Here is a 23,160-nt window from a genome sequence, read left to right on the forward strand (position 1 = left end):
TGCGAATCCGTCGTCAGGAGTAGACCGTGCTGCACCCTCCGCATCAGTCCCTTCCGGTCACCGCGATCCCTGCGATCCCGACTCAGAGGGTGCCGACGCGAGATTCGGAAGTCCCCTGGCACACCGAGGCGGTGTGCAGGCGTGACGAGGCAGGGCTGTTCTTCGCCCCGTCCAAGGAGCCCACGGCCGCGCGCCTTTCGCGCGAACAGGCGGCGAAACGGGTGTGCGCCCGCTGCCCCGTGATGGTCGAGTGCCGCGAGCACGCCCTGCTCCAGCCCGAGCCGTACGGGGTGTGGGGCGGCCTCACCGCCGCCGAACGCCGCGTGGTCCTGGCCCGCCGCCGGCGCCGCGACGTGGAACTCCAGAAGTCGGTCCACTCGGTCAACCGGATAGCTGCGGCCGGGTAGTTCACGCGCCTACGGGAAGGGGCGCCCCTTGTGCGCGGGGGCGCCCCGTTCCGTATGGACGTGCTTACCGCGCGCGGTCGAAGTCCACCGCGCTGTACGCGCGCAGCTTCGACAGGCGGTGCTCCGAGTCGATCTGGCGGATCGTGCCGGACTTCGAGCGCATGACGAGCGACGAGGTCGTCGCCGTCTCGGAGCGGTAGCGCACTCCGCGAAGGAGCTCACCGTCGGTGATGCCGGTCGCGACGAAGAAGACGTTCTCGCCCGAGACCAGGTCATTGGTGGACAGGACCCGGTCCAGGTCGTGCCCGGCGTCGAGCGCCCGCTGGCGCTCCGCGTCGTCCTTCGGCCAGAGCTTGCCCTGGATCACACCGCCGAGGCACTTGATGGCGCAGGCCGAGATGATGCCTTCCGGCGTACCGCCGATGCCGAGCAGGAGATCGACGCCCGTGCCCTCGCGCACCGCGAGGATCGAACCGGCCACGTCGCCGTCCGAGATCAGCTTGATCCGGGCGCCGGTCTCGCGGATCTCCTTGATGATCCCCTCGTGCCGGGGGCGGTCCAGGATGACCACGGTGACGTCCTCGGGCGAGGCCTTCTTGGCCTTCGCGACACGGCGGATGTTCACCGACACGGGAGCGTCGATGTCGACGTAGTCGGCGGCCTCGGGACCCGTGACCAGCTTGTCCATGTAGAACACGGCCGACGGGTCGAACATCGTGCCGCGGTCCGCGGCGGCGAGGACGGCCACGGCGTTCGGCATGCCCTTGGCGGTCAGCGTGGTGCCGTCGATCGGGTCCACGGCGATATCGACCTCGGCGCCGGTGCCGTCACCGACCCGCTCGCCGTTGTAGAGCATCGGCGCTTCGTCCTTCTCGCCCTCGCCGATGACGACCACGCCGTTCATCGAGACGGTCGAGACCAGGGTCCGCATGGCGCGCACGGCCGCGCCGTCCGCGCCGTTCTTGTCGCCGCGTCCGACCCAGCGGCCCGCGGCCATGGCCGCGGCTTCGGTGACCCGGACGAGCTCCAGGGCGAGGTTGCGATCGGGAGCTTCGGAGGGAACCACGAGCTCGGAAGGGAAGTGGTGTTGCTGCTCGGTCATCGGAGCGAACCTCTCTTGGGAACGGCGACGGCCGGATGAGGGTGTACCTCAGGACTGTATCGCCAGGTCGACAAAATGAGCAGAGGGGGTCACGTCTGAGCGGACCCCGGGGCCCTGTCGGGGCGTACCACCGCACCTGCGAACATGGGGGACGTGGCAGGCAGCAGCGCAGGCAAGACGAAAACGGTCCGGGACATGGTCCTGTCGATGGCGGTCATCGGAGCCGTCGTCGCGGTGATCTACATCTTCATCCCGCACGACGAATCGGCGACCCCGGTCAAGTCGGTCGACTACACGGTCGAGCTCTCCACGGCGTCCCGCGCGGCGTCGTACCCGGTCCTGGCCCCCAAGGGCCTGGACAAGGACTGGAAGGCGACCTCGGTGCGCTACCGCGGCGCCGACGACGAGCACTGGCACCTGGGCTTCCACGGGCCGGACGGCAAGTACGTCGCGGTCGAGCAGACCACGGGCAAGCCGGGTCCGTTCATCGCGGACAAGAGCCAGGACGCCAAGGACACCGGGAAGACCGAGCGCATCGGCGGCAAGGACTGGAAGCGGTACGAGGGTGACGAATACGACGCCCTCGTGCTCCAGGAGGACGGGGCGACCACGGTCGTCACCGGCAGCGGTTCCCTGGCGCGGCTGACGGAGGTCGCGGGCTCCCTGCGGCCCGCGCCCGCGGACAAGGCCTGATTTCCGGCCCCGTCTGTGAAGCGGATCACTCCGTTCCACTCTTGGTTGAAAGTTAAACGTCATGGGCTTATGGTCGTAGACGTCGGCCCGATCGATGATCGATCAAACCGGCGCCCCCCACCTCCGTACGCCCGAAAAGGTTGCCTCGCATGACCCTCGCACTCGACGCCGCCGCTCAGGACCTCCTCTTCCGCGAGGCCCGCACCGCCAACACGTTCACCGACGAGCCGGTGACGGAGGAGCAGGTCCAGGCGATCTACGACCTGGTGAAGTACGGCCCGACCGCCTTCAACCAGTCGCCGCTGCGCATCACCCTGGTCCGCTCCGCCGAGGCCCGTGAGCGCCTGGTCCAGCACATGGCCGAGGGCAACCAGCCGAAGACCGCCGCCGCCCCGCTGGTCGCGATCCTGGCCGCGGACAACGAGTTCCACCAGGAGCTCCCGGCGCTGCTTCCGCACTTCCCGCAGGCCGCGGACCTGTTCTTCACCGAGCGCCCGGTCCGTGAGGGCTCCGCGCTGCTGAACGCCGCGCTGCAGGCCGCGTACTTCATCGTCGGCGTCCGCGCCGCGGGTCTGGCCGCCGGACCGATGACCGGGTTCGACTTCGCGGGCGTCCAGAAGGAGTTCCTGGACGACGACCACACCCCGGTGATGGTCGTCAACATCGGCAAGCCGGGCGAGGACGCGTGGTTCCCGCGCTCCCCGCGTCTGGCGTACGAGGACGTCATCACGACGGTCTGAGCCGCCTCACTTCCGTATACGCGAAAGCCCCCCGTCTGTCATCGGGGGGTTTCGCGTGTGGTGGGCTGGGGGGGGCGGAAAGGAGGCCTCAGGAACCCCGGGGGTACCGGGGGCTTTCGCGTACGCGCCCGAGACCTACTCCTCGTCCTCCTCGGAGCCTTGCTCGCCTGCCAGCGCCGCATCCAACCGCGCCCGTGCCCCGTCCAGCCACCGCCGGCACACCTTCGCGAGCTCCTCGCCGCGCTCCCACAGGGCGAGCGACTCCTCGAGCGTCGCGCCGCCGGCCTCCAGCCTGCGGACCACGTCGACGAGTTCGTCGCGGGCCTGTTCGTACCCCAGGGCCTCTTCCGTCACGCTCATGCCCCGTTCTCCTCATCGTTCGTGCCAGTGTCCGCGCCGGTGTCGTGTCCGTCGCTGTCTTGTACGTCGCCGTCCCGTACGTCGCCGTCCCGTACGCCGCCGTCCCGTACGCCGCCGTCGGTCCGCGTGACCGTGAACTCCCCGTCGGCGACCCGCGCCCGCAGCGCCTCGCCCGCGCCGACCCCACCCGCGGCCCGCACCACCGAACCGTCCCCGCGCTGCAGCACCGCGTACCCGCGCTGCAGGGTGGCCGCGGGGGAGAGGGCCACCACGCGGGCCCGGGTGTGGGTGAGCTCGGAGTCGGCGCGGTCGAGCAGATGGCCCAGGGTGCGCCGGCTGCGGTCGAGGAGCTGATCGATCTGCTGCTCGCGCTCGTCGACCATCCGGTGCGGATGCTCCATCGAGGGCCGGGACATCGCGACGGCGAGCCCGCGCTCCTCGCGGTCGAGCAGATTGTCGACCGCCCGCCGCGCGCGCTCGCGCATCAACTGCACCCGGTCGAGCTCCTCGCCGACATCCGGGACGACCTTCTTCGCCGCGTCCGTCGGGGTGGAGGCCCTGAGGTCGGCCACGAGGTCGAGCAGCGGCGAGTCAGGTTCGTGCCCGATCGCCGAGACCACCGGCGTACGGCAGGCCGCGACAGCCCGGATGAGCTGCTCGTCGGAGAACGGCAGCAGATCCTCCACGCTGCCGCCGCCGCGCGCCACGATGATCACGTCCACGGCGTCGAGCTCGTCGAGCTCCTTGACCGCCTGCACCACCTGAGGCACCGCGTGCACGCCCTGCACGGCCACGTTCCGTACCTCGAAACGGACGGCCGGCCAGCGATGCCGCGCGTTCTCCAGCACATCCCGCTCGGCCGCCGAAGCCCGGCCGGTGACCAGGCCGATCATCTGCGGCAGGAACGGCAGCCGCCGCTTGCGCTCGGAGGCGAAGAGCCCTTCCGAGGCCAGTGCCTTCTTCAACTGCTCCAGTCTGGCGAGCAGTTCACCCACGCCGACCGGCTTTATCTCGGTGGCCCGCAGGGAGAGCTGCCCCCGCGGCGCGTACCACTCGGGCTTCGCGAGCACCACGACCCGCGCGCCCTCGGAGACCACATCGGCCACCGCGTCGAAGACGCCGCGGAAGCAGGTGACGCTGACGGAGATGTCGTACGAGGGATCGCGCAGCGTCAGGAACACCACGCCGGCGCCGGGCCGCCGCGACAGCTGGGTGATCTGCCCCTCGACCCACACCGCGCCGAGCCGGTCGATCCACCCCCCGATGAGCCGCGAGACCTCACCCACGGGCAGGGGCGCATCGGCGGATGTGTTGAGAGCCATGCGTAGGAGGGTAGTGGCGCGCACCGACATCGCGGCCGGTCAACTCGTGGGTCAGGCCGCGGGCTCCTCGGTCCGCCGCCCGCGCTGCACCACAAGCACCACAAGGCCGACCACCAGCCAGCAGGCCCCCACGATCTGTGCCGCCCGCGAGGCCTCCACGATCACCGCGATCGCGATCACCGCGCCGAGCGCCGGCACCAGCCAGTGCCGCCACCAGCTGACCTCACCGCCCAGCTTGCGGACGCCGAACCAGGCGATCACCGAGGCGTGCAGCATCGTGAAGGCGACCAGGGCGCCGATGTCCACGACCGAGACCAGATGGTCCATCCCGTCGTCCCGCGACGCCGCCCACACCGCCGCGACCAGCGTGATCACCGCGGCGATCGACAGCGCGACCCGCGGCACCCCGGAATCCGTACGGGAGAGAAGTCTCGGCAGCCGCCGGTCCCGGCCCATCGCGAACAGCAGCCGCCCCGCCGCGGCCTGTCCGGCCAGCGCCGCGAAGGCCGCACCGATCGCCTTGCTGACGGCCACCAGATCGTGCAGCCAGGTGCCGACCGACACGTCCACCGCGTCGTAGAAGGCGGACCCCTGCTTCTCCGGGTTCGCGGCGAGCTCCGCTGAAGACATCGGTTCGAGCAGCGCGACCAGATACGTCTGCGCGATGAAAAGGAAACCCGCGAGCGCCAGACAGAAGAGGACTGCCCGCGCCACCTTCGCCGATCCGCCCGTGACCTCCTCGGCGAACGACGCGATCGCGTCGAAGCCGAGATACGAGAGCACCGCGATCGACACGGCCCCCAGGACGGCCGAGAGCGCGAAGGTCCCGTCGCCCGTGAGCGGCGACAGCCAGTCGCGCTGGGCTCCGTCGCGTACGAGCACGACGACCGCCGAGACCATGAAGACAAGGAGCACCACGATCTCCATGGCGAGCACCAGGAATCCGGCCTTCGCGGCGGTCCGCACGCCCGTCAGGTTCAGCGCTGTCGTGACCACCACGGCGAGCGCGGTCCACACCCACCGCGACACATCCGGCACCAGCGCGTTCATCGCGATCCCGCAGAACAGATACGCCACGGCCGGGATCAGCAGATAGTCCAGCATCGCCATCCAACCGGCGATGAACCCGGGCCCGCGCCCGAGCGCCGCCCGCGCGTACGCGAACACCGAGCCCGCCTGCGGGACGACCCGCACCATCTGCGCATAGCTGTACGCGGTGAAGGCCATCGCGATCGTCGCCACGATGTAGACCAGCGCGACCGCGCCGTGCGACTTGGCGTCGAGGGCGCCGAAGACACCCACGGGGGCCATCGGGGCGATGAAGAGCATGCCGTAGACGACCAGGTCCCGGAAGCCGAGAGTCCGGCGCAGCCCATCGTGCTCGCCGGGCGGGTTCTGACTGGGCTCTGCGGACATCATGGGCCTCCTGGTCAACTCAAGCCCCAGTCTCCCCAAGGTGGGGATCTTTGACCTGTTGAGCACGGCCTTACGATGGGGTACATGACTGCAACGAGCCCCGCCCGACGTGTCCTGCTCGCCGCTCCCCGTGGCTATTGCGCGGGCGTGGACCGCGCCGTGATCGCCGTCGAGAAGGCCCTGGAGCAGTACGGGGCGCCGGTCTACGTACGCCACGAGATCGTGCACAACAAGTACGTGGTGCAGACCCTGGAGCGGAAGGGCGCCATCTTCGTCGAGCGGACGGAGGAGGTCCCGCCGGGCAACATCGTGATGTTCTCCGCACACGGCGTCGCCCCGACCGTCCACGAGGAGGCCAGGACCGGCCGCCTCGCCACGATCGACGCGACCTGCCCGCTGGTCACCAAGGTCCACAAGGAAGCCATCCGGTTCGCCGACGAGGACTACGACATCCTCCTGATCGGGCACGAAGGCCACGAAGAGGTCATCGGCACCTCCGGCGAGGCCCCGGACCACATCCAGCTGGTCGACGGCCCGAAGGACGTCGAGAAGGTCGAGGTCCGCGACCCGTCCAAGGTCGTCTGGCTCTCCCAGACCACGCTCTCCGTCGACGAGACGATGGAGACGGTCGACGCCCTGAAGACCAAGTTCCCCGGTCTGATCTCGCCCCCGTCGGACGACATCTGCTACGCGACGCAGAACCGTCAGCTCGCGGTCAAGCAGATGGGCGCCGAAGCGGACCTCGTGATCGTGGTCGGCTCGCGCAACTCGTCCAACTCCAAGCGCCTGGTCGAGGTCGCCCTGCAGGCCGGCGCTGCCGCCTCGTATCTCGTCGACTTCGCTTCGGAGATCGAGGAGAAGTGGCTGGACGGCGTCTCCACGGTCGGCGTCACCTCCGGCGCCTCCGTTCCCGAGGTCCTGGTCGACGAGGTCCTGGAGTGGCTGGCCCAGCGCGGCTACGAGGACGTGGAGACGGTCAAGGCGGCCGAGGAATCCATCGTCTTCTCGCTGCCCAAGGAGCTGCGGCGGGATCTGCGGGCGGAGGCCGGCGAGCTCTAGGGCTCTAGGGTCGGCCCGCTTCGCGTGCCGGCCTTCTGTGCGGCGGGCGGTGCGCGGCAGCGCGCAGGGCCCGCCGCCGGTTCATGTCGCGGATCTTGCGGACCGTCGAGATCAGGCCCGCGACGAGCGTGCCGCCGTAGAGCCAGCCCGCGTTGAGCGCGAGCGCCGTGATCAGGCCCATCAGCTGACCGCCGAGACCGCCGTTGCCGCCCGCGATGGGCAGCAGCCCCAGGGCGAAGGCGATCGGTACGGCGACGGGTGCGGTCACCAGGTCCGCCGGCCGTACCCAGCACGCGGCCAGCGCGCTGACCAGCAGGAAGAAGCAGCCGTACAGCGCGACCGACCCGTCGAAGAGCAGCCGGTCCACACAGGCGACGAAGAGCAGCACCACCGTGGCCCCGAGCCCGGCCCCGAGCCCGGTCAGGCGCGGGTTCGGCATGGTGCGCACGGCGAGATAGCTCCGGCGCACCACCTGGACTCCGCCGCGTACCGCCTGGACTCCGCCGCGCACCGCACGGGCGGCGGGCGGTCCGGCCGGCACCGGCCGCAGAGCGCTGCCGCGCCGCGGTCCTGGCATGGCCTCGGGGGCCTGCGCCTGGGGCGGCAGAGGGGCGGGGCGAGGCTGCGTGTCACGGGCGGGCCGAGTGCTGTGTTGCTCCACCGATCCAACGTAGGCAGGCCTTCGCGGCATTACGGGCATGGGACACGCGCTTTTGGCACGGCTTGGCGTTGCGTTCGGATGACCCCGTCCTGGGCGTGGGCGTGGGCCTCGTCGTCCAGGCGTGGGGCCTCGTGGTCTAAAGGCGTGGTCCTCGTGGTCTAGGCGTGGTCCTCGTGCGCCGCCATGGCGGCGCCCACGATCCCCGCGTTGTTGAGCAGCTCGGCCGGCACCAGCTCCGCCTTGATCCCCTCGATCAACGGCAGGAACTTCGCGGACTTCCGGCTCACACCGCCGCCGATGATGAACAGCTCCGGCGAGAACAGCATCTCCAGGTGCGCCAGATACTTCTGCACCCGCCGGGCCCAGTGCTCCCAGGTCAGCTGTTCGTCGTCACGCGCCTTCGTGGACGCCCGCTTCTCGGCGTCGTGCCCGTGCAGCTCCAGGTGCCCCAGCTCCGTATTGGGCACGAGGCGTCCGTCGACGAAGAGCGCGCTGCCGATCCCCGTACCGAATGTCAGCAGCATCACGGTCCCGCCGCGGCCCTTGCCCGCGCCGACCCGCATCTCGGCCAGACCGGCCGCGTCCGCGTCATTGAGCACGGTCACCGGCAGACCCCCGATGGCCCCGCTCAGCAGCTCGCGCGCATCGACGTCGACCCAGCCCTTGTCCACATTGGCGGCCGTACGAATCGTGGAGCCGCCCGTGACGACCCCGGGGAATGTCACACCGACCGGCCCCGACCAGCCGAAATGCTCGACGACCTCTCTGACGCACCCGGCCACGGCCTCGGGCGTCGCCGGATGCGGTGTCAGGACCTTGTGCCGGGGCTGCGCCAGGTCCCCGCGCGCCAGATCGACCGGGGCGCCCTTGATCCCGGACCCGCCGATGTCCACACCGAAGATCTCTGTCTCCATTCCTCCACGTTACGTCGGACCACGGACGGTCACGTCCGGAGCGCCGAGAACGCCCGTCCCAGCGCCGAGAACGGCCGTCCCGGCGCCCGGACCGCCCGTTCCGCAGCGTCCGGACCGCCCGCCTTGACAGCCGGGACCGCACCCACCCCGCGGCGGCCCTAAACTGGTGTGTCGGCCCGCCCGCGAGGGCTGCCTGTGTAGCCCTCACTCATCACCCATTACGTACGTACGGGAAGTCGGTCAAACGTGTCGCTCACGATCGGAATCGTCGGTCTGCCCAACGTCGGCAAGTCGACCCTGTTCAACGCCCTGACCAAGAACGACGTCCTCGCGGCCAACTACCCGTTCGCGACGATCGAGCCCAACGTCGGTGTGGTCGGTGTGCCCGACGAGCGGCTCACCAAGCTCGCCGAGATCTTCGGTTCGCAGAAGATCCTGCCGGCGACGGTCGACTTCGTGGACATCGCGGGCATCGTGCGCGGCGCCTCGGAGGGCGAGGGCCTGGGCAACAAGTTCCTCGCGAACATCCGTGAGTCCGACGCGATCTGCCAGGTCATCCGCGCTTTCAAGGACGAGAACGTCGTGCACGTCGACGGCAAGGTCTCGCCCAAGGACGACATCGAGACGATCAACACCGAGCTGATCCTCGCCGACCTCCAGTCCGTCGAGAAGCAGATCCCCCGTCTCCAGAAGGAGTCCCGTCTCCAGAAGGAGAAGGTCCTGGTCCTGGCGGCGGTCGAGAAGGCCCAGAAGATCCTCGAATCCGGCGAGACGCTGTTCTCCGCCGGCATCACCAAGGGCACCGAGCAGGGCGACCTGCTGCACGAGCTCCACCTCCTCACCACCAAGCCCTTCCTCTACGTCTTCAACGTCGACGAGGACGAACTGGTCGACGAGGACTTCAAGAACGAGCAGCGCGCCCTGGTCGCCCCCGCCGAGGCGATCTTCCTCAACGCCAAGATCGAGTCCGAGCTCATCGAGCTCGAGGACGACGAGGCCCTCGAACTCCTCCAGTCCATGGGTCAGGAAGAGCCCGGCCTCGCCACCCTCGGCCGCGTCGGCTTCGCCACCCTGGGCCTCCAGACCTACCTCACGGCAGGCCCCAAGGAGTCCCGCGCCTGGACCATCCCGCAGGGCGCCACGGCCCCCGAGGCGGCCGGCGTCATCCACACGGACTTCCAGAAGGGCTTCATCAAGGCCGAGGTCATCTCCTTCGACGACCTCGTCGAAATGGGTTCGGTGGCCGAGGCCCGCGCCAAGGGGAAGGCGCGCATGGAGGGCAAGGAGTATGTGATGCAGGACGGGGATGTGGTGGAGTTCCGCTTCAATGTATAGGCCACGCGTTAGCGCGAATCCGGTGAACTAGTCAAGTTCGCAGGTCAGATGGGGTCGGCTCGGTTTCGGGGCGGCCCCGTTCGCGTACCCGTGGCTGGATGCTGACTGGATGAACTGACGGATCGTCATCACCTGTCATCATCCGTCGTCGTGCGTCGTTCTCTTTACCGCGGCTGGATGGTGGCTGGGTGGGCTGAACGGCGAGTCAGTTGGGGAGCGTCGGCGGTCTGTGTGCCGCGCGTGAAGTGGTCGAACTCTCCGGCCAGGACGCCGCGTGCGAAGGCGTCCCACTTCTTGCGTGTCGTGGTGACGACGGTGTCGGGGGCTAATGTCTCGAACAGGAAGACCAAATCGTCGTCACCGTAGGTGATTTCGATCCGGGGGTGGGGGCGATGACGTTCCGCTTGATCGCTGTGAGGAGCGTGGCGAAGGCAGCTGGGGTGGTGCTGACTATGGTCTCTTGGGGATTGGCGGACTCGGTCAAGAGGATGCCGTTCGGTGCCTCGGCGACGTGCAGGCAGGCTTCGCCTTCGCCGCAGTAGGACGACTTCTGCCAGTGATGGGTGGGCACTTCGGCTCCTTCACAGGTCGTGGACGATGGAGTGGATCAGGTCTCGCGAAGCGCTGGGGGGCAGGGTCCTGTCCTGCGTGCGGGCCATGAGCAGGCGGTACTTGGCGAGTTGGGCCTCTGCGGAGATGAGGGCGGCGCCATGTGATTGATCGAGGTGCACGGTGTCGAGCTGGGGCACCGGTCCTTCGGCGTAGAGGATCGACTGCCCGGATCCCGGATGGGCGCCCGCCGAGAACGGGATCACTCGCACCTGGACGTCGTCCCGCTCGCTGATTTCCAGGATGTGCTGCAACTGGCGCTTGGTGACCGCGACCCCGCCGAACTGCACACGCAGCGCCGCCTCGTGAATGATCGCCTCATACGGGACGGACCGTTCGCCGAAGAGCACGACTTGCCGCTTGATGCGGAACGAGAGTCGGTGCTCTACCTCGGGCGGTGACAGGTCGGGGACGACTTGGCGGAAGACCTCCCGGGCGTGGTCGTGGATCTGTAGGAGCCCAGGGATGTGTGCGGTGATTCCTGCCCTCAGGCGCTTCGACGAGGACGCGTTCCCCAACCTGGCCGAAGTCGACCTGATCGCAAGGCACATGGCGCCGCAGTACCGACTGACGGTCTACCTTCAGGCGGCGGTGGGCCTACGGATCAGCGAAACCCTCGCCTTCTCCCTCGACTGCGTACGCGAGGACTTCATCCGGATCCGCCTGCAGGTCAGCGCCAAGGCGCACCGGCAGGACTGCCGCGCCAGCTTCGTGCCACTCAAGCACCGGGCAGGGGGGGTACCGGGACATCCCGACCCCGGCGTTCCTGACCGCCGAGATCTCCACCCACCTCAAGCGCTGGGGCACCTACCCAAGCGCCGGGCATGAGGTGCCGGTCGTGCCGCGTGAGCGCGGCAAGGACACCATGCCCACCGCCTCCACCTACGGCTATCACTGGCGCAAAACCCTGACCGCCGCAGACCTCAACACCCCAGCGAGGAAGCCGAGATACACACCGCACAGCCTGCGCCACTTCTTCGCCTCTACCGCCCTCGCCAACGGCATCCCGATCCATGAGGTCTCCCGCTGGCTCGGCCACAGATCGATCAAGACCACCGTCGACACGTACGGGCGCCTCGTGCCACAGGCGTGGGACCGCTGCCGCATGGTGATGCAGGACGCGCTACGTCCCGTGCGAGTGGCAGGCACGTAGGGCCGCGCGAGCAGTGCAGTAGACGGTCGGCGACAAGCAGCGGATTCATACCGGTCCCCGGATACCTGGTTCAAGGACAGCTACGGCGGTGGAACGACGAACGGTTGGGGCAGGGAGTGCGCTGCCAGGAGGTCTTCGAATGGAGTGGACCCGCGCCCAGAGCTGGTTGCGGCTGCGGTTGCGCTGTGTTGCCCGTGGTATGAACAGACCTTTGGGGACTAGCGGTTGGCCTCATCGGCCCTCAATTCGATGCTAATAATGGTGAGTTGATCAACTCCTTCACGCCCGGAGACTCCGCTGCGGCGAATTGGGCGCGGCGTCGATGGCTGCGTTCCACCGCTTTGCGGTCAGGGTCCACGCAATCCCCTCGTGCTACACCTCGGTTAGCTGACTCCACCCGCGCCAGCCCTCCCGGGGGACGGTGTGGACTTGCCCAAGGGATGGAAAAAGTACCTGTTCAGAGTGGGTTCGGGGTGGCTCTTTGTGGCTCACGCCACATTGACGCGTGGACTCGCTCCGGCGTTAACTCGCCCTACCTGTAAAGGTCATGTGTCTCAGGGGTGGGGAAAGCATGTGGGGTGGGGGGATATTTGTGCGTGCCGAGGCGGCCTGGTAGCCCTGTTTCCCGCTGCCCGAATCCGGCCGAGAGGCCTGTGGGCCTTACCCGCGTCAGTCGGATGCCGGGCGATGTGGAATGTTCTGAATCTGCCCGGGCGCGACAACGTCGTAGCCCATCTTCCGCTGGAGTGCGGGCTGTAGGGCACGAACGCAAGACTTCGCATTGTTGGCGCCGTCCATCCCTGTCGCCTTGTCCCGTCGTACGACACTCCATGCCCCGCCCAGGGTGATCTCGCGGGCGGCTTCACGCGAAACGGCTTCCAGTATGTCCACGCTCCAGTCCCTGCCCACCGGCCTGAAGGTCGCGTACACAGGGGGCCTTTCATGAAGTCCCGAAGAGGGCGCATTTCCCGCGTGTGCGGTTCGCTGACGGCTCTGGCGATCACTGTGCTGGCTCTCCAGGCGACGCCGCCCATGACGGAACCGGCGCGTGCCGCTGAGAGCGCCGGGCAGACTCCGTCCGAGTCCGCCCTCGCCCAGGCCGAAGCGTCTGGCGAGCAGGTGGAGGTCATCGGTGAACGTACGGAGCGGGAAACGGTGTTCGCCAATCCTGATGGTGAGACGTTCACGCTCAAGAAGTCGATCGTCCCGGTTCGAGTGGCCACCTCCGATGGCGGTTGGACCACCCCGGACGCCACACTCATCAGGCGTGCCGACGGCTCGGTCGTCCCCAAGGCCTCGGCCGCGGACGTCGTGTTCTCGGGTGGCGGCGCCGGCAGCGATCTGGTGACCATCGGCGAGCATGGCCGATCGGTGACCATGGGCTGGCCGGGCAAGCTGCCCGCACCCAAGCTGGACGGCCCACGTGCCGTCTACGAGAACGTGCGCCCTGACGTCAACCTCATTTTGACCGCGACGACCGAGGGCTTCCGGCAGGTTCTGGAGGTCGAGACGCTCGAAGCCGCTGCCGATCCCGGTTTGCGGAGCATTGAGTACGCACTCGACACGGACGGGCTGGCGGTGCGGTCGGGTGCCGCGGGCAGCATGGAGGCGGTCGACGCCAACGGCCAGGTGGTGTTCCGCTCGCCGAGTGCGCAGATGTGGAACTCTGCGGGTGCCCGATCGGACGCCGGTCCGACGCCCCAGGCCAGCGGAGCGCGGGCCTTGGGGGCCGGTGCGGCTGATGCCGGTGACCCGGTTGCGGTTGCTCCTCCGCAGGAGGGTGAACCGCTGGGCGGTCCCAGTGCCGGTGACGAGTCGGCCGTGATGGATGTCGATCTCGACGAGGACTCCGTCAAGGTGACCCCGGACGCCGAGCTCGTCGCGCAGACCGCCGAGTCCGAACTGCCGCTCTACATCGATCCGTCAGTCGAGCTCAACGAGTCCGAGCGTACGGTTCTGTCCTCGGACGGGGACGTGTTCTACAACTTCTCCGGCGGTACCAACGGCATGAGCGTCGGCAAGTGCGGTACAGCGGTGATCGGCGGTGTGTCGTACTACTGCGGCAACGGCTATGTGAACCGGATGTACTTCGAGTTCGCGCCGGACAAGCTCAAGGGCAAGCACGTCCTGGACGCCACGTTCTCCGTGACGGAGACCTGGTCGTTCTCGTGCGATGCGCGGTGGGTCGATCTGGAGCGCACCAACAACATCTCCTCCTCCACCAAGTGGCCGGGCCCCACGAAGCTGGACCAGATGGGCGACCGTCACGTGTCAGCCGGCCGCGGCTCCAACTGTTCCCCGTCCCAGCCCAAGGCACCCATCAACTTCAACGACAACCCCGAGGAGACGGACGAGAATCTCACCTCGACCGTCAAGTCCTTCGCAGCTGGCAAGTTCCCTCGGCTCACGCTCATGCTGATGGCCAAGGACGAGGGCGACACCGTTTCCTGGAAGCGGTTCGATGACGACGCGGTACTGACGGTGAGCTATGTGAGCCTGCCCGCCGTGCCGAGTGCTTACGGTCTCAAGGCCGGTGCGAGTCGTGTCTGCAGCAAGTCGGAGTCGTCGCCCAGCGTCATCACCGACCCCAAGCCGGACCTCCTGGCCACACCCGAGACGGCGTCCGGCGGCGAGGCGGAGGGGCGGTTGCGCACCTACTTCGACCTCGATGTGAAGAACGGAACCGCGTGGTCGGATGCGCCGGAGCCGACCACAGGATCACTCAAGCCGACGTCCGGCTATGTCTCGTACAGCAGCAGTTTGAAGAACTTCCCTGCACAGACGAAGGACTGGGACACGCCTCTCGTCGACGGCAAGCTCTACCGCTACGCCGCCTACACCCGGTCCCTCTACAACAGCGACGCCAGCTACCTAGGCAGCTCGGCTTCCCCCTTCTGCTATTTCCTGGTCGACAGCAAGGCCCCTCAGAAGCCGACTGTCAGTTCCTGGACGGTCTACAGCGAATGCGTGTCCGGTGGTGCTTGCTCCGCCGGCGGTGGGCCTGGCAAGGCAGGCACCGTCCTCTTCGGCCCGGGTGCCGGTGAGACCAGCACCAACACCGGTTACCGCTACAGGCTTTCCACGGATGCGGATTGGTCGCCGTGGATGAACGGAGCCACCTACCGGGCGACCATCACCCCGTTGTCGTCGGGCACCAAACTCCTTCACGTTCAGGCGAAGTCCGCCGCGTACCCGCTGGGCGGCGACGAGCAGATCGTCCGCTTCCTGGTCAGTGAGGGGCCGAAGGCCATCGGTCGCTGGACCTTCGACGAGACAAGCGGTGCGGCCGTGGACAGTTCGACCACGGACCCGGTCTTGCGCAACAACCTGACCCTGTCCGGGGCCGCCCGTACTCCCAACGGCCGTCGTGGCGAGATCGTCAAGACTCCGGCGACCGAGACCACGCCCGCCGTTCTCGGTCAGGACCAGGGGTTGTGGCTGGAGAACTCGGCCTATGCCGCTTCCACGAAACCCGTCCTGGAAACGGCGGCCTCGTACTCCGTGTCCACGTGGGTCAGGCTGGACGCCACTGGGCACAACTTCACCGTGGCTGGACAGGACGGCACCTACTACAGTCCGTTCTTCCTCGGCTACTGCGAGAGCACGAAGACGTGGTGCATGCGCCTCGCGGACGCAGATGTGGCTGCCACTGCCCTCGACAACCAGCGGGTGAACAGCAAGTCCACGGCTCACGCCAAGGTCTGGACACACCTCGCAGGGGTCGTCGACCACGACAAGAACATCATGTCCCTCTACGTCAACGGGAAGCTCCAGGGCACCGACACCATCACCAGCAACTGGGCGTCGAACGGAGGCTTCCAGGTGGGCCGGGTGAAGTACAAGGGCACGTACGTCGACCACTTCCCCGGCGAGATCGACGAGATGGTGGTCTGGCAGGCAGCCAAGTCCGAGGAGGAGATCGCCACCGAGGCACGGCTGACGGACGGTCCCGACGGTGACGGTCTGCCGCACCTCGAACTGGTCGCGGACCTCAGTGCGTCCGGTGCGTCGGGCACCACCGTCAAGGACACCACCTCGAACTACAACGCGACCATGACCCTCGGCACCGGCGCAAGCCTGAACGGCGAGTCGATCGTCCTCAACGGCACCGGTGGCGCGGAGTTCACTGACACTCCGCTCGTCGACGCGACCGGCTCCTTCAGCGTGGCCGTGGATGCTCTGGTCGACGGCGCCGCCCTCGTGAACAAGCCGAACGGCCACGCGGTCCAGATTCTGGGCCAGCGGACGGCGACCGGGTCGTCGTGGGGTCTGTGGTTCGAGAAGACTGGGGTCGACCCGACCGGTCACGAGGTTCTCGACGCCAACGGTGACCCGGTGATCGACGAGACGACGGGTGAGCCGTTGTCGGAGACCTGGGCTCTGGGGCGCTGGCACTTCGGAAGGCTGACCGCTGACGGCAGCGGCACCTCGGTGCAGAGCGACGAGACCGCGGTACTGGGCACCGAGGTTCGGCTGGTCGGCTCGTACGACGCGCAGTTGGGCACCGTCAGCCTGTTCCTGGTTGACCGCCAGGGGCAGCCCACCGAGTTCACCGCCGTGGCGAACACCGGCGGCGTGGCTGTTGGCAAGGGCTGGCTGAACAGCGCATGGACCAGCCATGTGCCGGGCCGCGTCGACCGCATCCGGGTCTGGGCGGGTGCGCTCCAGAGCGCCCACCACAAGTCCACCGTCGTCGGCGACTGAGCCGGCCTGCTCACACGACGTCGCGTGAGCGACCTGGGCGTGGCGGCGAGCTCTGCCCGCGCCCGGACACATCTGCGTATCCGTTCCGCGGGGGCCCGGTCTCCGGGCCGCCGCGCCACCCTGTCTTTTTGGAGAGTTGGCACACCCTGTTGAGATCACGGCCGCCGGGAGACCGGCGCCGCCTCCGCAGACTGCCTGTGGTCAGCGCGCTGTTTCTGGCCCTGGCCGTCCCGGCAACCCTGCCGTCGCCGGCAGTCGCCGTGAGCGGCCCGACCGCACCCGAAGCCGCGGACAGCCGGGTCAGCAAGGTCGAGAAGGTGTCGGGCCTGGGCGCGAAGGAAGCCCGGTCCCGCGTCGCGCGGGACAAGGGCGCCAACCAGCGCCTGATCGAGCAGGCCCGCAACGAGCGCCGCGCAAATTGGCCCAAGGCCGCTACGTCGCGAGACGCGCTCACGGCGCACCCCGACAGTTCGGCGTTGGTCGATGTCAGTGCCGAACCGCAGGAGGCCACCCGCAAGCAGGCGCGTGCCGTGGCTTCCGGGACGGCGAACATCCGAGTCCTGGACCAGCGGGCCGCAGAGCAGGCAGGAGTCACCGGTGTGCTGTTCACGGTGGGGGCCGAGCAGCAGGGCGCCGCCGAAGTCACCGTGGACTACAGCTCGTTCGCCTCGATGATCGGCGGCAACTGGTCGACTCGGCTCGGTCTGGTGAGGCTTCCGGCCTGTGCGCTGACCACCCCCGAGAAGGTGGCCTGCCGCACCACCACGCCGGTGGGGTCGGTCAACGACGCCCAGGCAGAGAAGATCACAGCCCGGACGACCGTCTCCACCGCCGAGGCACCAACCGTGCTGGCGGTATCGGCGCTGTCCACCACTACGTCCCCCACCGGCGCCGGCGATTTCCAGGCGACCGCGCTGACCCCCTCCGCGACGTGGGAAGCGGGCGCGTCCTCTGGTTCGTTCACCTGGTCCTACCCCATCACCCTGCCTCCGGCAGTCGCGGGGCCGGTTCCCCCGCTGAACCTGGCCTACGACTCCGGCAGCATTGACGGCCGGACAGCCAACACCAACAACCAGGGCTCGCTGATCGGTGAGGGGTTCTCCCTCACTGAGTCGTACATAGAGCGCAAGTACGGCAGCTGCAAGGACGACGGCCAGAGCGAGAAGTCCGACCAGTGCTGGAAGTACGAGAACGCCTCACTGGTCCTGAACGGCTCCTCCACCGAACTCGTCAAGGACGACACGACCGGCAAGTGGCGTCTGAAGAACGACGACGCCTCGCAGGTCGTCCATGTCACCGGTGCGGACAACGGTGACGACGGTGATGACATCAAGGACGGCAAGGGGGACGGCAAGGGCGAGTACTGGAAGGTCATCACCGGTGACGGCACCACGTACACGTTCGGTCTGAACAAGCTCCCCGGTGCCGACGCCCAGCGCACGAACTCCACTTGGACCGTACCGGTATTCGGCGATGACAGCGGTGAGCCCGGCTACTCGTCGGGCACCGCCTTCGCGGAGCGTGCCAAGACCCAGGCGTGGCGCTGGAACCTCGACCTCGTCCAGGACGTGCACGGCAACGCCTCGACGTACTGGTACGCGAAGGAGACCAACCACTACGCGCAGAACGGCGACAAGAAGAAGCTCGCTTCGTACGTCCGGGGTGGTCATCCCACCGAGATCCGTTATGGGCAGCGAGTGGAGAGCCTGTTCACCGGCAATCCGTCGGGGAAGGTCGAGTTCTCGTACAAGGAGCGCTGCACCGCCGCTTCCTGCGAGACCCTTAACAAGGACACGGCGGACAACTGGCCCGACGTCCCCTTCGACGGAATCTGCTCGGCCACCGAGACCGACTGCCTCTCCACCGGCCCGTCGTTCTTCACCCGCAAGCGGATGACCGGCATCGAGACGCATGCCTGGTCCACGGCCGCTGAGCCCGATGCGTTCAAGCCGGTCGATGCGTACGCGCTGACCCAGGAGTTCTTCGACGGGCAGGACATCGGCAACAGCTCGGACCAGGTCCTCACCCTGACTTCGCTCAAGCGCACCGGACTCGACGGCACCGCCATCTCGTTGCCGCCGGTCGGCTTCACCTACCAGCAGCGTCCCAATCGCGTTGCGGGCGGCACACAGCCAGGAGGGGCGAACATCCTGCCGTTGACCCGGCCGAGGATGTCCACGATCACCTCGGAGACCGGTGCGATCACGACGATCGTGCTCTCCAACCCGGAGTGCGTCCGCGGCACCACCATGCCGGCGGCCGAGGACGACAACAACCTGTCGTGCTACCCGGTCAACTGGGAGATCAACGGTGGGGACACCGCACTCGACTGGTTCCACAAGTACCGGGTGACCTCGGTCGTAGCGAGTGACCCGACGGGCAAGAATCCCGCCGTCGAGAACAGCTACGTCTATGACGGTCCGGGTTGGCACCACAACGACGATCCCTTCACCAAGGAGAAGGAGCGCACCTGGTCGGTCTGGCGCGGCTATCAGAAGGTCACCGCGTACACCGGAGAGGCAGGGGCAACCCGCTCGAAGACCGTCAAGGTCTTCCACCTGGGCATGAACGGCGACAAGCGCAAGGACGGTTCCACGCGTAGCGCGAGCGTCCCGCCCGTGGCGCTGCCCGGCGCGAGCGTGCCGGCGGTGACCGACCACGAGCAGTACGCCGGCCAACTGCGTCAGGAGATCACGTACGACGGGAACACCGCGATCTCGTTCAGCGTCAACGACCTGTGGGACCGGCAGACCGCCAGCCAGCAGAAGTCGTATGCGCACACCAAGGCGCACTTCGTGCGCACCGCGCGGACGTATCAGCACACGTGGCTGACCGCCCAGAAGAAGTGGCGCACGGCTGCCACCTCGCACACGTACGACCCCACGTACGGCATGGTCACCCAGACGGAGAACCACGGAGAGTGGGGTGCAGGGGGAGATGAGACCTGCACCCGGACCTGGTACGCGCGCAACGCGGCCAAGGGCCTGACCTCTCTGGTCTCACGCACCCGCACGGTCGGTAAGTCCTGCGCGGACACCGACGACAAGCTGACCTTGCCCACCTCGATCGCCACTCGCGGTGACGTGCTCTCCGACGCGGCCACCGTCTTCGACAACCCGGCCGCGACGGCCTGGACCGCCGACCAGACCCCTGTCCTGGGCCTGCCCACCTGGACGGGCATGCCCACCGGCTACCCGGCAGCGAACGGCACGGCCGACCGGAACCCCGGCGCCGGAGCCTGGCGGACGGTCGCTACCACGAAATTCGACACCGACACCGCCAAGCTCGGCCGCCCGCTGACGGTCACCGACGCCGAGGGCAGGGTCACCACCACCACCTACTACCCGGCTGCGGCAGGACCGCTGACCGGCGTCATCGTCACCCTCCCGAAGCTGTCCTCCAACGGACAGACCCACAAGAACTACACGTACTTCGACGCGACACGCGGCTCGGTCACGTACACGCTCGATGCCAACCTCAAGCGCACCGAGTACGCGCGGGACGCACTCGGCCGGGTCACCGCGACCTGGCTGCCCGGCCGGTCCAAGTCCGGCGGCGACAGTGCCAGCGGTACCTTCGACTACGGCGTGAGCCAGACCAAACCGTCCTGGACCTCGGTCTCCAAGCTCAAGGCGGACGGCACCAGTTACAGCACCAGCTACACACTTTACGACTCACTGTTGCGTCAGATTCAGACCCAGACCCCCGGGGCCACCGGCGGACGTGTCCTGACCGACACGCGGTACGACTCACGCGGCCTTGCGGTCAGAACGCAGTCCGACGCCTTCGACATCTCCAAGGCGCCCAACAGCACCTACATGGGCGTTGATTACGCTCAGGCACCTGTACAGAACGACACGGTGTACGACGGCGCGGGCCGGTCGGTGATCACGACCCTGTCGTCGTGGGGTACCAAGAAATGGGACACCGCGACCACTTACACGGGCGACTCCACCGCTACCACCGCGGTTGACGGCGGCAACGCGACCCGCGTGATCACGGACGCGCTCGGCAGGACGACGGAGACGCGGACCTACGTCGGCCAGTACCCGAACGACACGGAGTACGGCGCCGCGCTCACCAATGCGTACACCCGCGTCGCCGACACCTATACCCGGGACGCGAAGCCGCTCACGGTCACCGGCCCTGACGGCTCTGTCTGGTCGCACGTATACGACCTGTACGGGCGGGAGGTTTCCTCCACCGATCCGGACAAGGGCACCGTCACCACCGCATGGACCACGCTCGACCAGGTCGACTACACCAAGGACTCGAAGGGGCAGTTGGTCTACTTCGGCTACGACGAACTGGGCCGTAAGACAGGTCTGTGGCACACCAGCCGTACCGATGCGAACAAGCTCGCCGAGTGGACCTTCGACGGGCTGCTCAAGGGCCTTCCTGTCAAGTCCACCCGCTTTGAGAACGGAGTCAACCAGACCAACAGCAAGGCCTACACCAAGGAGGTCACGGCCTATGACACACAGAGCCGTCCCACCTCCACCACACTGACGCTGCCGTCCGACGACCCGCTGGTCACCTCAGGTGCCGTCACTGCCACCACGACCTTCGGTACGGCGTACCGCCTCGACGGCACGCTGAACAACACCAAGGAACCGGCGGCGGCCGGCCTTGCGGCAGAGACCGTAGAGACCCTCTACAACGACGCCGGCCTGCCCGTGCAGCAGTCTGGCATCTCCGGCTACCTGCTCGGAGTGGACTACTCGGCACTGGGCCAGGTCCACCAGATGGAGCTGGGCACCTCGGCCGCGGCGAAGCGGGTGTTCATCTCCCGCACCTACGAGCCGGGAACGGGGCGCTTGCTCACCTCGTCCACCGACGACCAGACCCGTGGCCCGATCCAGGATCTGCAGTACGGCTACGACCAGGCGGGCAACGTCACGTCGATCTTCGACCGCGCCGACACGGGGGCCGGTGCCGACCAGCAGTGCTTCAGCTACGACGGCCAGCGCCGGATGACCGACGGGTGGACGCCCAAGACCGCGGACTGTGCGCCGGCCGGCCGCACCGTCACCAACCTGGGCGGCCCTGCGGCCTACTGGACGAGCTACACCTACACCGACTCAGGTCAGCGCAAGTCCGAGAAGCAGAACACGGCGACACCGGTCACCTCCACCTACTGCTACGACTCCGCGCGCAAGCACCGGCTCAAGGCGGTCGTCACGTCGACCGCGGCTGGTGCCTGCGACACCGCGACGGCGCAGTACACCTACGACGACGCGGGCAACACCGATACCCGGACCGAGAAGGCCGGATCCACGGTGAAGCAGTCGCTCAAGTGGAACCAGGAAGGCAAGCTGACCAAACTCACCGAGGCCGGTACGGACACCAACTATGTGTACGACGCCGACGGAGAACTCCTCATCCGCCGCGACACCGCGGCCGCCGGCGAGACCGTCCTGTACCTCGGCGCCACGGAGGTACATCTCAAGTCGGGTAAGAAGTGGGCTGACCGCCGCTACTCCGCGGCAGGATCCACGATCGCGGTACGCAGCAACAAGTCCGGCACGGAAACTCTGTCGTTCCTCTCCGCGGACCACCACGGGACGTCTGGAATCGCCGTCACCAGTGACAGCACCCAGAAACTCAGCAAGCGTTACACCACGCCCTTCGGCGCCGACCGGGGCACCGCCATCGGTACCTGGCCGGACGGCAAGAGATTCCTCGGCAAGTCCGTCGACAGCGGAACCGGCCTGACCCACGTCGGGGCACGTGAATACGACCCCTCCACCGGCCAGTTCATCAGCGTTGACCCCCTGTTGAGCCTGGATCAGCACCAGTCGCTCAACGGCTACAGCTACGCCAACAACAATCCGGCCACCCTGAGCGACCCCACAGGCATGGCAGTGCCCGAGTGTCTGCAAGGGCTGATCTCGTGCACCGGAGGCATTCCCGACACCAAGAAGGAGCGCGAGCAGAAGGCGGCCCAGAAGCAGCAGCAGAGCCGCGGAACCGCGCCTGTGTACAACAATGGCAGGTCCGGGAGCGCTGCCCCAGGATCCCCTCGGATGGGGCGGTCCATGGAGGAGATCCTCTTCACCAACGCGCAGATTGCGGCTCAGCTGCGCAAGGAACGGGTCAAGCAGATCCTGGCCGGCAAGTTCGACTTGACGGACTACAAGGAGGAGGCCCTCGAGGATGCGATCGAGGACAGCTGCAAGCGGGGTGCCCGGGACGGCTGTGCTGCCGCCAACCTGGGCGGTGACCTCGCGGATTGGCTGGCCAGCGACCCGGAGGCCGATGCCAAGGAGATCATGGAGCGTATCGACGAGTCGTGGAAGTACCCCAACAAGAGTGCGAAGAGCCTCTTCGGCTTCGACGATGACGCGGAGTTCCAAATAGCGCTGACGCTGGCCATCCACGGGCACGACGTGATGTCGAGAAACGACCGACAGGACCCGCCGCATGCCGGTGACGCCTGGGTCGACGACAAGCGCGCGGACTTCAAGGCGATGACCAGCCGGCGATCGGACGGCCTCAGGAACCATCTGAAGAAGGCCGACCGGGAGCAGGAGGTGGACATGGCTGTCATCGACCTGCGGCCGGGCGGTATGGACGAGGACGACGCCAGGGACGGCATTCGGCAGTTCGCCAGAAGCGCCAGGAATGTTCAGAAGATCGTGATCTACGGCAGGGGCTACATGATCGAGTACGACGTGTAGCGCCC

General features: G+C 67.7%; 18 protein-coding genes. 9 read left to right on the top strand and 9 right to left on the bottom strand.

The window, feature by feature from the left end; translation table 11 throughout:
• The first annotated feature begins 26 nt into the window (after window positions 1-26).
• Entirely contained in the window at window positions 27-407 is a 381-nt protein-coding gene (locus JAO81_RS00295; protein ID WP_199545654.1) for a WhiB family transcriptional regulator, read from the top strand.
• Between the two features lie 64 nt (window positions 408-471).
• On the opposite strand, the gene glpX is transcribed toward JAO81_RS00295, so the two are convergent.
• The gene (gene glpX / locus JAO81_RS00300) at window positions 472-1,509 is read right to left on the bottom strand and encodes a class II fructose-bisphosphatase (protein ID WP_165335795.1); all 1,038 of its coding nucleotides are present in this window, start codon (window positions 1,507-1,509) and stop codon (window positions 472-474) included.
• A 144-nt stretch (window positions 1,510-1,653) separates the two neighbouring features.
• On the opposite strand from glpX, the gene JAO81_RS00305 reads away from it, so the two are divergent.
• Both JAO81_RS00305 and JAO81_RS00310 read left to right on the top strand, forming a co-directional pair.
• A complete protein-coding gene (locus JAO81_RS00305; protein WP_233414725.1) occupies window positions 1,654-2,202 on the top strand; it encodes a DUF4245 domain-containing protein in 549 nt (182 codons plus the stop codon).
• Window positions 2,203-2,351: 149 nt separating this feature from the next.
• Complete coding sequence (locus JAO81_RS00310; protein ID WP_199545656.1) at window positions 2,352-2,942, top strand: malonic semialdehyde reductase; 591 nt, start codon at window positions 2,352-2,354, stop codon at window positions 2,940-2,942.
• A gap of 135 nt (window positions 2,943-3,077) precedes the next feature.
• Here JAO81_RS00310 and JAO81_RS00315 read toward each other — a convergent pair whose 3' ends face one another.
• The 3 genes from JAO81_RS00315 to JAO81_RS00325 are packed head-to-tail and all read right to left on the bottom strand — an operon-like array spanning window position 3,078 to window position 6,040.
• The gene (locus JAO81_RS00315) at window positions 3,078-3,302 is read right to left on the bottom strand and encodes an exodeoxyribonuclease VII small subunit (RefSeq protein ID WP_199545657.1); all 225 of its coding nucleotides are present in this window, start codon (window positions 3,300-3,302) and stop codon (window positions 3,078-3,080) included.
• Window positions 3,299-4,624 (bottom strand): exodeoxyribonuclease VII large subunit, encoded by a 1,326-nt coding sequence (gene xseA / locus JAO81_RS00320; RefSeq protein ID WP_199545658.1) that lies wholly within the window; start codon window positions 4,622-4,624, stop codon window positions 3,299-3,301. Before xseA ends, JAO81_RS00315 begins: the two co-directional genes overlap by 4 nt.
• Before the next feature lie 51 nt (window positions 4,625-4,675).
• Entirely contained in the window at window positions 4,676-6,040 is a 1,365-nt protein-coding gene (locus JAO81_RS00325) for an APC family permease (protein WP_233414726.1), read from the bottom strand.
• Between the two features lie 75 nt (window positions 6,041-6,115).
• Here JAO81_RS00325 and JAO81_RS00330 point away from each other — a divergent pair, with 75 nt between their 5' ends.
• Complete coding sequence (locus tag JAO81_RS00330; protein WP_199545660.1) at window positions 6,116-7,099, top strand: 4-hydroxy-3-methylbut-2-enyl diphosphate reductase; 984 nt, start codon at window positions 6,116-6,118, stop codon at window positions 7,097-7,099.
• Between the two features lie 4 nt (window positions 7,100-7,103).
• Here JAO81_RS00330 and JAO81_RS00335 read toward each other — a convergent pair whose 3' ends face one another.
• Both JAO81_RS00335 and ppgK read right to left on the bottom strand, forming a co-directional pair.
• Window positions 7,104-7,760, bottom strand: a complete 657-nt coding sequence (locus tag JAO81_RS00335; RefSeq protein ID WP_199545661.1) for a DUF6542 domain-containing protein — start codon at window positions 7,758-7,760, stop codon at window positions 7,104-7,106.
• Between the two features lie 158 nt (window positions 7,761-7,918).
• A complete protein-coding gene (gene ppgK, locus JAO81_RS00340; protein WP_199545662.1) occupies window positions 7,919-8,674 on the bottom strand; it encodes a polyphosphate--glucose phosphotransferase in 756 nt (251 codons plus the stop codon).
• Between the two features lie 246 nt (window positions 8,675-8,920).
• Between ppgK and ychF the strand changes: the two genes are divergently transcribed.
• A complete protein-coding gene (ychF, locus tag JAO81_RS00345; protein ID WP_199545663.1) occupies window positions 8,921-10,009 on the top strand; it encodes a redox-regulated ATPase YchF in 1,089 nt (362 codons plus the stop codon).
• A gap of 325 nt (window positions 10,010-10,334) precedes the next feature.
• Here the strand turns inward: ychF and JAO81_RS42065 are convergent, their stop codons facing one another.
• Together JAO81_RS42065 and JAO81_RS00355 are read right to left on the bottom strand one after the other, a co-directional pair.
• Entirely contained in the window at window positions 10,335-10,580 is a 246-nt protein-coding gene (locus tag JAO81_RS42065) for a DUF397 domain-containing protein (protein WP_307813084.1), read from the bottom strand.
• Window positions 10,581-10,590: 10 nt separating this feature from the next.
• Window positions 10,591-11,169: a DUF5753 domain-containing protein gene (locus JAO81_RS00355; protein WP_233414727.1), complete on the bottom strand. Its 579-nt coding sequence runs from the start codon at window positions 11,167-11,169 to the stop codon at window positions 10,591-10,593.
• Here JAO81_RS00355 and JAO81_RS42070 point away from each other — a divergent pair.
• Together JAO81_RS42070 and JAO81_RS42075 are read left to right on the top strand one after the other, a co-directional pair.
• Window positions 11,093-11,446 (top strand): hypothetical protein, encoded by a 354-nt coding sequence (locus tag JAO81_RS42070; protein WP_233414766.1) that lies wholly within the window; start codon window positions 11,093-11,095, stop codon window positions 11,444-11,446. The genes JAO81_RS00355 and JAO81_RS42070 overlap by 77 nt on opposite strands.
• Before the next feature lie 10 nt (window positions 11,447-11,456).
• Window positions 11,457-11,771 carry a tyrosine-type recombinase/integrase gene (locus JAO81_RS42075; protein WP_307813085.1) on the top strand — a complete coding sequence of 105 codons (315 nt, stop codon included), beginning with the start codon at window positions 11,457-11,459 and terminating at the stop codon, window positions 11,769-11,771.
• Window positions 11,772-12,440: 669 nt separating this feature from the next.
• Here JAO81_RS42075 and JAO81_RS00365 read toward each other — a convergent pair.
• Complete coding sequence (locus tag JAO81_RS00365; protein WP_199545665.1) at window positions 12,441-12,662, bottom strand: hypothetical protein; 222 nt, start codon at window positions 12,660-12,662, stop codon at window positions 12,441-12,443.
• 141 nt (window positions 12,663-12,803) lie between these two features.
• Between JAO81_RS00365 and JAO81_RS00370 the strand changes: the two genes are divergently transcribed.
• Window positions 12,804-16,475: a LamG domain-containing protein gene (locus JAO81_RS00370; protein WP_233414728.1), complete on the top strand. Its 3,672-nt coding sequence runs from the start codon at window positions 12,804-12,806 to the stop codon at window positions 16,473-16,475.
• A 260-nt stretch (window positions 16,476-16,735) separates the two neighbouring features.
• Window positions 16,736-23,155, top strand: a complete 6,420-nt coding sequence (locus JAO81_RS00375) for an RHS repeat-associated core domain-containing protein (protein WP_307813086.1) — start codon at window positions 16,736-16,738, stop codon at window positions 23,153-23,155.
• The last annotated feature ends 5 nt before the right edge of the window (window positions 23,156-23,160 follow it).

Origin of the sequence: Streptomyces sp. N35 (genome assembly GCF_016464295.1) — a bacterium.
Classification (GTDB): Bacteria; Actinomycetota; Actinomycetes; order Streptomycetales; family Streptomycetaceae; genus Streptomyces.

Bases quoted from the DNA above. Each gene is read 5' to 3' on its own strand.
- xseA (WP_199545658.1), bottom strand. From the start codon at position 4,624: ATGGCTCTCAACACATCCGCCGATGCGCCCCTGCCCGTGGGTGAGGTC.
- JAO81_RS00325 (WP_233414726.1), bottom strand. From the start codon at position 6,040: ATGTCCGCAGAGCCCAGTCAGAACCCGCCCGGCGAGCACGATGGGCTG.
- ppgK (WP_199545662.1), bottom strand. From the start codon at position 8,674: ATGGAGACAGAGATCTTCGGTGTGGACATCGGCGGGTCCGGGATCAAG.
- JAO81_RS00315 (WP_199545657.1), bottom strand. From the start codon at position 3,302: ATGAGCGTGACGGAAGAGGCCCTGGGGTACGAACAGGCCCGCGACGAA.
- JAO81_RS00310 (WP_199545656.1), top strand. From the start codon at position 2,352: ATGACCCTCGCACTCGACGCCGCCGCTCAGGACCTCCTCTTCCGCGAG.
- JAO81_RS00305 (WP_233414725.1), top strand. From the start codon at position 1,654: ATGGGGGACGTGGCAGGCAGCAGCGCAGGCAAGACGAAAACGGTCCGG.
- glpX (WP_165335795.1), bottom strand. From the start codon at position 1,509: ATGACCGAGCAGCAACACCACTTCCCTTCCGAGCTCGTGGTTCCCTCC.
- JAO81_RS00355 (WP_233414727.1), bottom strand. From the start codon at position 11,169: ATGTGCCTTGCGATCAGGTCGACTTCGGCCAGGTTGGGGAACGCGTCC.
- JAO81_RS00370 (WP_233414728.1), top strand. From the start codon at position 12,804: ATGACGGAACCGGCGCGTGCCGCTGAGAGCGCCGGGCAGACTCCGTCC.
- JAO81_RS00330 (WP_199545660.1), top strand. From the start codon at position 6,116: ATGGGGTACATGACTGCAACGAGCCCCGCCCGACGTGTCCTGCTCGCC.